The sequence below is a fragment of the Asanoa siamensis genome, from assembly GCF_016862555.1.
GTDB lineage: Bacteria > Actinomycetota > Actinomycetes > Mycobacteriales > Micromonosporaceae > Asanoa > Asanoa siamensis.
On record NZ_BONE01000003.1, the window covers coordinates 213,776 to 225,653 of the forward strand.

Annotated in this window: 12 protein-coding genes; 8 read left to right on the top strand and 4 right to left on the bottom strand. The window is 71.9% G+C overall.

What is annotated here, in order from left to right; translation table 11 throughout:
* Positions 1 to 397: 397 nt before the first annotated feature.
* Positions 398 to 940, top strand: a complete 543-nt coding sequence (locus tag Asi02nite_RS03675) for a YbaK/EbsC family protein (RefSeq protein WP_203710700.1) — start codon at positions 398 to 400, stop codon at positions 938 to 940.
* 22 nt (positions 941 to 962) lie between these two features.
* Here the strand turns inward: Asi02nite_RS03675 and Asi02nite_RS03680 are convergent, their stop codons facing one another.
* The 4 genes from Asi02nite_RS03680 to Asi02nite_RS03695 are packed head-to-tail and all read right to left on the bottom strand — an operon-like array spanning position 963 to position 4,253.
* On the bottom strand, positions 963 to 1,598 hold the full coding sequence (locus Asi02nite_RS03680) for a DsbA family oxidoreductase (protein WP_203710671.1): 636 nt from the start codon (positions 1,596 to 1,598) through the stop codon (positions 963 to 965).
* Between the two features lie 19 nt (positions 1,599 to 1,617).
* Positions 1,618 to 2,037: a SufE family protein gene (locus Asi02nite_RS03685; protein WP_203710672.1), complete on the bottom strand. Its 420-nt coding sequence runs from the start codon at positions 2,035 to 2,037 to the stop codon at positions 1,618 to 1,620.
* A 10-nt stretch (positions 2,038 to 2,047) separates the two neighbouring features.
* Positions 2,048 to 2,452 (bottom strand): CBS domain-containing protein, encoded by a 405-nt coding sequence (locus Asi02nite_RS03690; protein WP_203710673.1) that lies wholly within the window; start codon positions 2,450 to 2,452, stop codon positions 2,048 to 2,050.
* A 34-nt stretch (positions 2,453 to 2,486) separates the two neighbouring features.
* The gene (locus Asi02nite_RS03695; RefSeq protein WP_203710674.1) at positions 2,487 to 4,253 is read right to left on the bottom strand and encodes a proline--tRNA ligase; all 1,767 of its coding nucleotides are present in this window, start codon (positions 4,251 to 4,253) and stop codon (positions 2,487 to 2,489) included.
* A gap of 63 nt (positions 4,254 to 4,316) precedes the next feature.
* Between Asi02nite_RS03695 and Asi02nite_RS03700 the strand changes: the two genes are divergently transcribed.
* The 7 genes from Asi02nite_RS03700 to Asi02nite_RS03730 all read left to right on the top strand — a co-directional run.
* Positions 4,317 to 5,102 (top strand): SGNH/GDSL hydrolase family protein, encoded by a 786-nt coding sequence (locus Asi02nite_RS03700; protein ID WP_203710675.1) that lies wholly within the window; start codon positions 4,317 to 4,319, stop codon positions 5,100 to 5,102.
* 35 nt (positions 5,103 to 5,137) lie between these two features.
* Entirely contained in the window at positions 5,138 to 6,409 is a 1,272-nt protein-coding gene (locus tag Asi02nite_RS03705) for an aminotransferase class V-fold PLP-dependent enzyme (RefSeq protein ID WP_203710676.1), read from the top strand.
* 25 nt (positions 6,410 to 6,434) lie between these two features.
* The gene (locus Asi02nite_RS03710; protein WP_203710677.1) at positions 6,435 to 7,343 is read left to right on the top strand and encodes a sulfurtransferase; all 909 of its coding nucleotides are present in this window, start codon (positions 6,435 to 6,437) and stop codon (positions 7,341 to 7,343) included.
* 111 nt (positions 7,344 to 7,454) lie between these two features.
* Positions 7,455 to 8,084 carry a TetR/AcrR family transcriptional regulator gene (locus Asi02nite_RS03715; RefSeq protein ID WP_203710678.1) on the top strand — a complete coding sequence of 210 codons (630 nt, stop codon included), beginning with the start codon at positions 7,455 to 7,457 and terminating at the stop codon, positions 8,082 to 8,084.
* A gap of 64 nt (positions 8,085 to 8,148) precedes the next feature.
* Complete coding sequence (locus Asi02nite_RS03720) at positions 8,149 to 9,486, top strand: acetyl-CoA carboxylase biotin carboxylase subunit (protein WP_203710679.1); 1,338 nt, start codon at positions 8,149 to 8,151, stop codon at positions 9,484 to 9,486.
* 130 nt (positions 9,487 to 9,616) lie between these two features.
* Positions 9,617 to 10,756: a hypothetical protein gene (locus tag Asi02nite_RS03725; RefSeq protein ID WP_203710680.1), complete on the top strand. Its 1,140-nt coding sequence runs from the start codon at positions 9,617 to 9,619 to the stop codon at positions 10,754 to 10,756.
* Between the two features lie 303 nt (positions 10,757 to 11,059).
* On the top strand, positions 11,060 to 11,878 hold an 819-nt coding region (locus tag Asi02nite_RS03730; protein WP_203710681.1), incomplete at its 3' end, for a chaplin family protein.

An 11,878-nucleotide genomic window follows, 5' to 3' on the forward strand; every position in this document is an offset into this window, starting at 1 on the left:
CAACCGGGCGCGCGGCCGCGATGCCCCGGGCCAACTGCTCGGCCGACAGCCGGGACAACGCGGTTCACTTGCGGTCTCGACCGAGGGCCGGAGGGCGACGCTCACCGCCGCCGTGTCCTGCCCGTTCGTGATCCCGGGACTCCTTGGCCCGTCGGCCCACAACGAAAGCGCTCGCCTACGGGTGACCGGTCCGACTATTCGCCCGCCCGTCCGGCCTGGATCAGGCGTCTGCTTCCGGGCGTTGTTCGGGACGCTTTGCTCTGCACCCATATACGCACCGCAGGTCAGAGTGGGTGGTGCGGATATGGGTGCAGAGCAAAGCCGACCCCAACGACCGTTGTCCACCCCCTGTCGGGGACCGGTCATCACGCCGGCGCGTGGCAGGATCGGCGGTGTGTTGGGAAACCTGAAGACTGAGCCGGCTCTGGGGCGGGCTGACCTGCTGGCGACGCCCGTGGCCGAGGCGCTGCGCCGCTGGCCCGGAGACGCCGCCGTCCCGGTCGACGACATCCTCGTCGCGCCCATCGACGCTGACCTCGCCGACACCGCCGCCTTCTGTGAGGCCTACGACGTCGGCCTCGACGTCTCCGCCAACTGCGTGATCGTCGCCGGCAAGCGGGGCGGCGACGTCCGCTACGCCGCCTGTCTCGTGCTGGCCACCACCAGGGCCGACGTCAACGGAGTCGTGCGGAAGATGCTCGACGCGCGGAAGGCCAGCTTCGCCCCCATGGACGAGGCGGTGACGCTCACCGGGATGGAGTACGGCGGCATCACGCCGATCGGGTTGCCCGCGGAGTGGCCCATCCTGGTGGATGCCCGCGTCGCCGGCACGGCGCGGGTGATCATCGGGTCTGGGGTGCGGCACAGCAAGATCGAGCTGCCGGGGGCCGCGTTGCCGTTACTGCCCAACGCCAAGGTCGTTGAAGATCTGGCCCGCTGATGTTCCACGTGGAACATGAAGATCAACTAACGGCGGCCTCGCGCTTTTCCACCTCCGCCAGGACCTCCAGCAGTGTGGCCGGTTCCTGGGCGCCGCTCACGCCGTACTTGCCCGCGAAGATGAACATCGGCACCGCCGTGATGCCGAGCGTGCGGGCCTCCGCCAGCGCCGCCCGTACCTCCGCCGTGCCCTCGCCCGACGCCAGATAAGCCGCCGCCGCCGACGAGTCGAGCCCGATCGACCCCGCCAGCCGGGCCAACTCCGCGTGCGACCCCACGTCCACCCCGTCGGCGAAGTGCGCCTCGTACAGCGCCGAAACCATCTCACCCGACTTGCCGTCCCGGTCAGCCAGCCGGACCAGCCGATGCGCGTCGAACGTGTTCGCCGTCAGCGACTTCGCGAAGTCGATCTCCAGACCGTCGCGCGCCGCCGTCTGGGCCGTGTGCTCCGTGATCTGCCGCGCCCGCTCCGGCCCGCCGAACTTGCGCGCCAGCGCCTCGATGGTCGGCTCCGGCCGCGGCACGGGGGAAGGATCAAGCTGGAACGGGCTGTACCGGATCGTCACGTCATGGGGGTACGACGCGAGCGCCTTCTCGAGCCGGCGCTTGCCGATGTAGCACCAGGGGCAGACCACATCGGCGTAGATTTCGATGTCCACGCCCACGGCAACCCGCGGCTCAGGAGATCTGTTCCCGCACCTGCCGCTTGAGCCGAGCCAGGATCGCGCTGCCACCGCGTACCCGCAACGGGCTGATCGCCTGCGCCAGACCCATCTGCTGGTAGAGGTCGTCGGGCACCGAGAGCACCTCGTCGGCCGACGCCCCCGACAGGCCCGACGCCAGGATCCCCGCGAAAGCCCGGGTCGTCGGCGCCTCCGGCGGGCAGTCGAACCACGTCGTGACGGTCTTGTCCGCCGACACCGAAGCCTTCAGGAAGAAGGGCGTCTGGCATTCGGGTACGGACTCCATCCCCGCGTGCCCGGCCATCGACGCGGGCAGCGGCGGCACCTCGTCCGAGTATTCGAGCAGCATCTCGAGCACCACGTCACGCGGTGCGGAGCGGAACTCGTCGACGATCTCGGCCAGCTTCGGCGGCATAGTCCCTACGTTAGTTCCCCTGCACGGTGACTGCCGTCTCGTGGATGAGGGCCAGGTCACCCAGCGCGATGATGCCGACGAGTTGCCGCTCGGCGTCGGCGACCAGGACCCGCCGCACCGACCGCCGCCGCATGAGCTCGGCCGCCTCCTTGAGCGTCGCCGACTGCTCGATGATCACGATCTCCCGCACCGCGACCTCGCCCAGCGTCACGGACGACGGCTTGCGGTTGGTGGCCACGGACCGCACCACGATGTCCCGGTCGGTGACCATCCCCGCCAGGTTGGCGCCGTCGGTGACCACCACGTCCCCGATGTCGGCTTCGGCCATCGCCCGCGCCGCCTCGTCGAGCGCCGTCTCGGCCGCGAGGTAGACGATCCGCTTGGTCATCACATCCGCGACACGCACAGTGGCCACGACCCCTCCCGCCGGTCACCGAGCCCCGAAACAGCTAAGCCGACGGTACGCCGGAAACCCTCGTCCGAGTCGCAATCGCGTCAGCAACCTCCGCCACGGTGAGGTCGGCCCGCGCGCCGCTCGCCCGGTCCCGCACCTCCACGAAACCCTCGGCGAACCGCCGCCCCACCACCACGACCGTCGGCACGCCGATCAGCTCCGCGTCGGTGAACTTGACCCCCGCCGACACGCCGGCCCGGTCGTCGACGAGCACCCGCAGGCCCAACCGTTCGAGCTGCGCGCCGAGATCCAGGGCCCCGGCCACCTGCTCACCCTTGCCCGCGGCGACCACGTGCACGTCACAAGGCGCCACCGCCGCGGGCCAGACGAGGCCGCGCGCGTCGTGGTGCTGCTCCGCGATCGCGGCGACCGCCCGCGAGATGCCGATCCCGTAGGACCCCATCGTCGGGCGCACCGGCCGCCCGGCCGCGTCCAGCGCGTCGACCTGGAACGCGTCGGTGAACCGCCGCCCGAGCTGGAAGATGTGGCCGATCTCGATGCCCCGCCGCATCGTCAGCGACCCCGCACCGCACGCCGGACACGGATCGCCGACGTGCACCGAGGCCGCCTCGATCGTCCCGTCGGCCACGAAGTCGCGCCCGTGCGTCACGTCGATCGCGTGCCGGCCCGGCGCGTTGGCGCCGGTCAGCCAGGCTGTCCCGACGGCGACCCGGGGGTCGACGAGGTAGCGGATGCCGAGCCCGGCCAGCACCTGCGGCCCGATGTAGCCGCGCACCAGCGACGGCTCGGCCGCCCAGTCGTCGAACAGCGCGACAGTGGCCGGCTCGACCGCGGCGGCCAGCCGCTTGAGGTCGACCTCACGATCACCGGGCACGCCGATCACCAGCGGCGCGGCCTTCCCACCCGGCGGTGTCACCGTGACGACCACGTTCTTGAGCGTGTCGCCCGCGCTCCAGTCGGACCGCCCGCCCAACCGGCGCGCGTTGGCCAGCGCCACCAGCGACTCGATCGTCGGCGTGTCCGGAGTGTCGTGCGTCGTGGCGGCCGGACGCGCAGCCGGGTCGGTCGCCACACCGGGTGGCGTCACCACGGCCTCGGTGTTGGCGGCGTAGTCGCACGCGTCGCAGGCCACATAGGTGTCTTCGCCGATCTCGGTCGTGGCCAGGAACTCCTCGGACGCCGACCCGCCCATCAACCCCGAGGACGCCCGCACGATCCTGTAATCCAGACCGAACCGATCGAAGACCCGCTGGTACGCGGAGCGCAGCCGCGCGTAGGAAGCCTCCAGCCCGGCATCGGACAGGTCGAACGAGTAGGCGTCCTTCATCAGGAACTCGCGCCCGCGCAGCAACCCGGCCCGCGGCCGCGCCTCGTCCCGGAACTTGGTCTGCACCTGGTAGAGCAGCACCGGATAGTCCCGGTAGGAGCTGAACAGGTCGCGCACCAGCAGCGCGAACATCTCCTCGTGCGTCGGCGCGAGCAGGAACTCGGCACCGCGCCGATCGGCCAGCGTGAAGATGCCGTCGCCGTATTCGGCCCAGCGCCCGCTCGTCTCGTAGGGCTCCCGCGGCAGCAACGCCGGGAACTGCACCTCCTGCGCACCGACCGCCGCCATCTCGGCGCGGACCACCTCGGTGACCCGGTCGAGCATCAGCTTGCCCAGCGGCAGCCAGGTGAACCCGCCCGGCGCGGCCCGCCGGATGTAACCGGCCCGCAGCAGCAGGCGATGGCTGGCAACCTCGGCGTCGGCCGGATCCTCGCGCAGCGTGCGCAGGAACAGCGTGGACATGCGGAGCAGCATCAGCGCAGCGTAGGCCCGCCGTCGACGGCGAGTCGACCGAGTTCTCGTGCCAGAATGCGGCACGTGCGTTGGGGTAGCTATGTCGCGGTCGGGGACAGTTTCACCGAGGGAATGGACGACCCGTACCCGGACGGCCGCAGCTATCGCGGCTGGGCCGACCTGGTCGCCGCCCGGCTGGCGGTCGACCGCCCCGACTTCCGCTACGCCAACCTGGCGATCCGCGGCCGGCTCTTCCCCAACGTCGTCGCCGAGCAGGTGCCGCCGGCCGTCGCCATGCGGCCCGACCTGATCAGCTTCGCCGCCGGCGGCAACGACGTGCTGCGCCGGTCGTTCGACCCGGCCACGCTGATGGCCCGCTTCGACGAGGTGATCGGGCAACTCCGGTCGACCGGCGCCGACGTCGTGGTGTTCCGGTTCGCCGACGTCACCTCGCGGCTGCCCGGCCAGCGTTTCATCGGCCCGCGGGCGGCGATGCTCAACGTCGCGGTCGGCGAGACCGCGCGGCGGCACGGTGCGCACATGGTGGACCTGTTCGCCGACGACGAGTTCCGCAACCCCGTCATGTGGGGCCCGGACCGCCTGCACCTGTCGGCGCGCGGCCACCAGCGGGTCGCCGGCCACGTGCTCACGGTGCTGGGCGTCCAGTCGGATCCGGAGTGGATGATCCCGCAGGCCTGGCTGCCCTCGGCCCGCTGGCTCGCGGCCCGCGCCGCCGACGCCCGCTGGGCCGGCCGGCACCTGGCGCCCTGGATCAAGCGCAGGCTGACCGGCCGCTCGTCCGGCGACCTGGTCACCGCGAAGCGCCCGGACCTGGCCCCGTGGCTCGCGGCGGAGACCACCGCCGAGTGACCGGCGTGTGACCTCGACGGTGTTCACTGTGTCCCATGGCACAGCTGAGCCGCCGCGGTCTGCTCGGTGCTACCGCCGCCGTCGGCGTCCTGGGCCTCGCGGCATGTGAGGGCGAGACCGCCGCGAAGCCCTTCGACCCGCGCGACTGGGCCAGCGTGCGCGCCCAGTTCGACCTCGACCCGGCCGTCGCGCACCTGTCCACCTACGTCTTCGCGCCCCACCCGGCGCAGGTCCGGGCGGCCATCGAGCAGCACCGCGCCGGGTTCGACCGCGACCCGATCGGCTACCTCCACGCGCAGGAGGTCACGGCGGAGCGCCGGGTGCAGGGCGCGGTGATGCGCTACTTCGGCACCGGCGCCGACCGGGTCGCGTTCACCGACTCGACCACCCTCGGGCTCGGCCTGCTCTACGGCGGGCTACGGCTCGCGCCGGGCGACGAGGTGCTGACCACGACGCACGACTTCTACGCGACGCACGAGGCGCTGCGCCTGCGCACGGAGCGCGACGGCGTCGCGGTGCGCCAGGTCGAGCTCTACCGCGACCCGGCCACGGCGACCGTCGACGAGATCGTCGGCAAGCTCACCGCGGCGGTCGGCCCGCGTACCCGGGTCGTCGCGGTGACCTGGGTGCACTCCAGCACCGGCGTGCGGCTGCCGGTCCGGGCCATCGCCGACGCCCTCGCCGGCCGCGACGTGCTGCTCTGCGTCGACGGTGTGCACGGGTTCGGCGCGGTCGACGCCACCCCGGAGGCACTGGGCTGCGACTTCCTGGTCAGCGGCTGCCACAAGTGGCTCCACGGCCCGCGCGGCACCGGCCTCGTCTGGGGCTCCGACCGGGGCTGGGCACGCTTCACCCCGAGCGTGGCGTCGTTCGACGGGCGCAGCATCGGCGCGTGGCTGACCGCCGGCCGGGTGACCACCCCGCCGGGCCCCGCCGCGACACCCGGCGGCTACCACAGCTTCGAGCACCGCTGGGCCCTCGCCGAGGCCTTCCACCTGCACGACAGCATCGGCCGTGACCGGGTGGCCGCCCGGGTCCGCGAGTTGGCGACGCGGCTCAAGGAGGGCCTCGCCGGCGTCGGCGGGATCACGCTCGTGACGCCCCGCGACCCGGAGCTGTCGGCGGGCGTGGTCTGCTGCGCGGTCGCCAACCTGCAGGTCGACGAGGCGGTCGGCCGGCTCGCCGCGGCCAAGGTGGTGGCCACCGCGACGCCTTACCGCACCACGTACCTCCGCTTCGGTCCGGGCATCGCCAACAGCGAGGAGCACGTCGACGCGGCGGTGCGCGCCGTTCGGGAGCTGGTCTGACCGTTACGGGTATAGCTTTGTTCTCATGCCCGTTTCCAACGACCCGGATCCACGCCTGCAGGCGTACGCCGATCCGCAGTCACTGGTCACCACGGAGTGGCTGGCGGAGCACCTGGGCCGCGACGGCCTGGTGGTCGTCGAGTCCGACGAGGACGTGCTGCTCTACGAGTCCGGCCACATCCCCGGCGCCGTCAAGGTCGACTGGCACACCGAGCTGAACGACGAGGTGACCCGCGACTACGTCGACCCGGAGAGCTTCGCCGCGCTCTGCGCCGCCAAGGGCATCAGCCGGGACGACACGATCGTCTTCTACGGCGACAACTTCAACTGGTGGGCGGCGTACGCCCTCTGGGTCTTCTCGTTGTTCGGCCACCCGGACGTGCGGCTGCTCGACGGCGGCCGGCAGAAGTGGGTCGCCGAGGGGCGCGAGCTGACCCGCGACCGGACCCAGCGGCCGCCGACGCCCTACCCGGTGCCGCGCCGCGACGACGCCCGCATCCGGGCGTTCCGCGAGCAGGTGCTGGCCCACGTGCAGGCCGGGCGTCCGCTGGTCGACGTGCGCTCGCCCGACGAATACACCGGCAAGCTGCTGTCCATGCCCGACTACCCGCAGGAGGGCGCGCTGCGCGGCGGGCACATCCCGGGCGCGGTGAGCAAGCCGTGGAAGTCGGCGGCCAACGAGGACGGCACCTTCAAGTCGGCCGACGAGCTGCGGGTCATCTACGAGGACCAGCTCGGCCTGTCCGAGGGCGACGACGTCATCGCGTACTGCCGGATCGGGGAGCGGTCCAGCCACACCTGGTTCGTGCTGTCGCACCTGCTCGGCTTCACCCACGTGCGCAACTACGACGGGTCCTGGACCGAGTGGGGCAACCTCGTCCGCTCGCCGATCGCCCGGGGCGCGGAACCGGGCGTGCTGAAGCGCGGAAAGTGACATGCGGCACGCCGTGCTGCCGGACAAATCACCATACAAGCCCACGAAATACCAGGGGAAATTCAAGATCGCGACATCTTGATGGTCTTGACACCTGGCTAGGCTGACCACGTGACGCTGGAACAACAAGCGGACCCCGCCACCCCGAGCGCCGCGTCCACACCGCCCAAGCGCCGCTCGAGGCGCGACGAGATCCTGGAGATCGCGGTCGGCCTGTTCGCCGCCCGCGGCTACCACGGCGTCTCGATGGACGACATCGGGTCGGCGGCCGGGGTCACCGGCCCCGCGCTCTACCACCACTTCGCCGGCAAGGAGGCGATGCTGGTGGCCGCGCTGATCCCGGTCAGCGAGGGGCTGCTGGTCGGCGGCCGGGAGCGGGTCGCACAGCACCCGGGCGAGGCCGCCCTGGCGGAGCTGGTGGAGTTCCACGTCGACTTCGCGCTGGCCAACCCCGCGGTGATCGCGCTGCACCTGCACGAGCTCGACCGGCTGCCGGAAGAGCCCCGGCGCCAGATCCGCCGGCTCCAGCGCCTCTACGTCGAGGAGTGGGTCAAGGTCCTGCTGCGGATCCGCCCCGAGCTGACCGCGCCCGAGGCCCGCGCGCTCGCCCACGCCGCGTTCGGCCTGATGAACTCCACGCCGTTCCTGGGCGGCGAGGTCAACCGCGACCGGCTCGCCGAGTTGCTGCGCGCGGCGACGATGGCGGCGTTGCGTCCCACACCGGCGGGTCCCGCGGCCTGATCCGGCCGGTCAGGACACATATCCTCCGAGACGGGCAGTGCTGCCCGCCGAGAGGGGAGTCCTGATGATCGAGTCTCTGCTGGTCGCCAACCGCGGGGAGATCGCCCGCCGGGTGATCCGCACCGCGCGCCGGCTCGGCGTACGGACGATCGCCGTCTACTCGGAGGCCGACGCGGACCTTCCGTTCGTGGCCGAGGCCGACGAGGCGGTGCTGATCGGCCCGGCCAACGTCGCGCAGAGCTACCGGAACGCCGAGGCGATCCTGCAGGCCGCGAAGAGCACCGGCGCACAGGCCGTACACCCTGGTTATGGGTTCCTCTCCGAGAACGCCGAGTTCGCGCGGGCCGTCGAGAGCGCCGGGCTGATCTGGGTCGGCCCGAGCCCCGAGGCGATCGCCGCGATGGGCGACAAGATCAACGCGCGCAACCTGATGGCCGCGGCGGGCGTCCCGGTCGCGCCGGGCACTACGGACCCCGCGGAGTCGGTGGAGGCCGCGCTCGAGGCGGCCACCGCGATCGGCTTCCCGGTGATGGTCAAGGCCGCGGCCGGCGGCGGCGGGATGGGCATGGCGGTGGCGGCCGACGAGGACACGCTGCGCACCGAGTACGCGAAGGTCCGTGCGTTCGCCGAGCGGATGTTCGGCGACGGCGCCGTGCTGATCGAGCGGTTCTTCCCCCGCGTACGCCATGTCGAGGTGCAGATCCTGGGCCTGGCCGACGGCACCGTCGTCGCGCTCGGCGAGCGGGAGTGCTCGGTGCAGCGGCGCAACCAGAAGCTCGCGGAGGAATCGCCGTCGCCCGCGGTCACGCCCGAGCTGCGGGAGCGGCTGCTGGCCGCGGCGGTGCGGGCCGGCGAGGCAGTCGGCTACCGCAACGCCGGCACCGTCGAGTGCCTGCTGGAGCCGGCGACCGGCGAGTTCTTCTTCCTGGAGATGAACACCCGGCTGCAGGTCGAACACCCGGTCACCGAGCTGGTCTACGGCGTCGACCTGGTCGAGGAGCAGCTGCGGGTGGCCAGCGGCCTGCCGCCGGTGTTCGACCCGGCGGCCCTGACGGCCCGCGGGCACGCGATCGAGCTGCGCGTCAACGCCGAGGACCCGAAGCGGTTCCTGCCCGGGCCGGGCGCGGTCACGACCTGGGTCGAGCCGGCCGGCGACGGGGTGCGGGTCGACGCGGGGTACGCCGCGGGGACGACAGTGACGCCTTTCTACGACTCCCTGCTCGCCAAGCTCGTTGTCCATGGCGACGACCGCGCGCAGGCGCTCGACCGGGCCCGGACGGCGGTCGCGGGCTTCGAGATCGTCGGACCCAAGCAGAACCTGCCGTTCTTCGCGGAGCTCCTGGACAACGCCGAGTTCATCTCCGGCGACTACGACACGGGCATCGTGGCCCGCATGCGATAGGCACCATTTTTCCCATTCATCCGCGTGACCCCGTTCAGGCCAGTTCGTTACCTAAGGCAGTGGCGGTCATAACCGGTCAAATCAGGCCGGACCGCCACCGCTAACGAACCGGCGAGCGGGAAGGCGGGCCATGAATCGGTCGGGAGTCGCGCGCAACACGCGCCAGGCTTCTCGACGGATCCTGGTGCGCACGCTCGTCGTCGGTGGTCTCGCGGGAGCGGCGTGCCTGCTCTCCGCGGCCGCAGCACACGCTGCGGCGGAGTCGATCGCCGACCAGGGAGCGGGGCCCGTCCTCGCCCCGCTGGCCGGCGTGGTCGCTGAGCCAGTCTCGGGCGCAGCGAAGCCGGTGTTGAGCACGGCGACCGGCCTGCTCGGCGAAGCGTTGACGCCGGCGACGGCGCGCGACGCGGTCGAGCGACCGGTGCCGACCGGCCGGACCTCCATGCGGGGGACGATTTCGGATCCCGCCGCCGTCGTCGTGCCGAGCGCGACGGCAAAACGCTCGATCACCATCGCGGGCGCGGCCCCGGCGCACCAGCCGGGCACCACCGCCGCCCGTACGGCCGACCGCGTCGACGCCCCCACGGGGACGCCGCGCCGTTCGGTTGACCGGCCCGCGGCCCGCCTGCGCGGGTTGGCCGGCACTGCAGGACTGGTCGCTCCGCTCGGGGTCACCCGTGCGCTGACCGTCCCGGGCGCCCTGCTTACCCCGGTGGCTCAGGTCGCCCTGCCGGTGATCACACCGGTCTCCACGCTCCTCCGTCCGATGACCTCGATGCTGCGGTTCCTCGTGGCACCGGTGTCCGGCGCGGTCGGCGTGGTGACCAAGGTGGTGACCGGCAACCTGCCCGGCCCACGTGGCCGGCCAACCTCGGCTGTCACGCCCGTCGGCAACGTCGGCGTGCACGGACGCACCGCATCCGGCACGACCGCTCCCGGTGCGGCGGGGACCGCCGCACTTCGGGCCGCTCACTCCGAGACGAGAACCACCCGGCACCCTGCCGGCCGGCCGGAACCCGTGGCTGCGGTCGCGACGTCCCGGAACTCCGGCGAGGAGCCACGCCTGCCGTACTCCGTGCCAGCACGGGGTGAGGGCAGCGCGTCGGGTGTCCCGGCCAGCGCGTCGGGAGCCCCGGTGGGCGGTGGGGCGTTCGCCACCGTTCCCTCGTCGGTCGCGGACAGCATGGTGGCCTTCCAGCTCCTGCCCAAGCCGGCCGACGTCGCGGTGCCGCGGCACGACGCCAAGGAACCGACCGTCTCACCTGACTAGTGATGCAGGACCTGCACCGTCCCGGACGGGCAGGAGCCGACCAGCCCCACCCGGGCCCTCCGGCCCGCGGTTGCGCGGCACAGCCAGGGAATCACAGCGACCGCTCTGACTAGCGGCGAGACCCTGGCCGGACATCACGAACCACACCTGGGCGCAAGTCGACAGGCGGAGTCAGGCACACGGCACCGTCGCGCCCGGACAGCGACACACGGCAATACCCGCAACACCCTCTTACTGACATTTCTTGAAAGGTCACTTCACCCAATGAAGACTTGGGTTCGTAAGTCCATCAGCGTCGGCGTCATGGCGGCTGGTGGTCTGCTCGCGACGCAGGCGGCGGCGCAGGCCGACATCGTCACCACCGGCAACTACGGCCTGGCCAACGGCACGCAGGTCGTGGTGCCGATCCAGGCTCCCATCAACCTGTGCGGCAACAGCATCGCCCTGATCGGCGGGGCGTTCGCCTCGTGTGACGGTGGCGCTGTCGCGGTCAACGGCGGTGGCGGCCAGGAGGCCCCGCAGGACAACGGCTACCGCAAGCACCACGACGACGAGTTCGCCAAGGCCGAGGGCAAGTACAAGGCCGGCAAGAAGCACGGCAAGGACGCGCTCGGCGGCGGCTCGAACATCGTCTCCTCGGGCAACTACGGGCTGCTCAACGGCACCCAGGTCGTCGTTCCGATCCAGGTCCCGATCAACGTGGCCGGCAACGCGATCGGTGTCATCGGCGGGGCGTTCGCCCAGGCGACCGGCGGCGCCGTCGCGGTCAACGAGAGCGCGCGGGCCGAGGGCTACGACAGCCGCGGTCGGCAGACCGAGGCCAACCTGATCAGCGCCAACAACTTCGGTGCCCTCAACGGCACCCAGGTGTACGCGCCGATCCAGGTCCCGATCAACGTTTGCGGCAACGCGATCGCTCTGATCGGTGGGGCGTTCGCCTCCTGCGGCGGCGGCGCGGTCGCCGTCAACGAGAGCGCCCGCGAGGAAGCCAACCTCATCAGCACCAACAACTTCGGTGCCCTCAACGGCACCCAGCTGTACGCCCCGATCCAGATCCCGATCAACGTTTGCGGCAACGCGATCGCTCTGATCGGTGGGGCGTTCGCCTCCTGCGGCGGCGGC

Coding starts and splice junctions, on each gene's coding strand:
- Asi02nite_RS03695 (WP_203710674.1), bottom strand. CDS start 4,253: ATGCTGCTCCGCATGTCCACGCTGTTCCTGCGCACGCTGCGCGAGGAT.
- Asi02nite_RS03720 (WP_203710679.1), top strand. CDS start 8,149: ATGATCGAGTCTCTGCTGGTCGCCAACCGCGGGGAGATCGCCCGCCGG.
- Asi02nite_RS03705 (WP_203710676.1), top strand. CDS start 5,138: ATGGCACAGCTGAGCCGCCGCGGTCTGCTCGGTGCTACCGCCGCCGTC.
- Asi02nite_RS03685 (WP_203710672.1), bottom strand. CDS start 2,037: ATGCCGCCGAAGCTGGCCGAGATCGTCGACGAGTTCCGCTCCGCACCG.
- Asi02nite_RS03725 (WP_203710680.1), top strand. CDS start 9,617: ATGAATCGGTCGGGAGTCGCGCGCAACACGCGCCAGGCTTCTCGACGG.
- Asi02nite_RS03710 (WP_203710677.1), top strand. CDS start 6,435: ATGCCCGTTTCCAACGACCCGGATCCACGCCTGCAGGCGTACGCCGAT.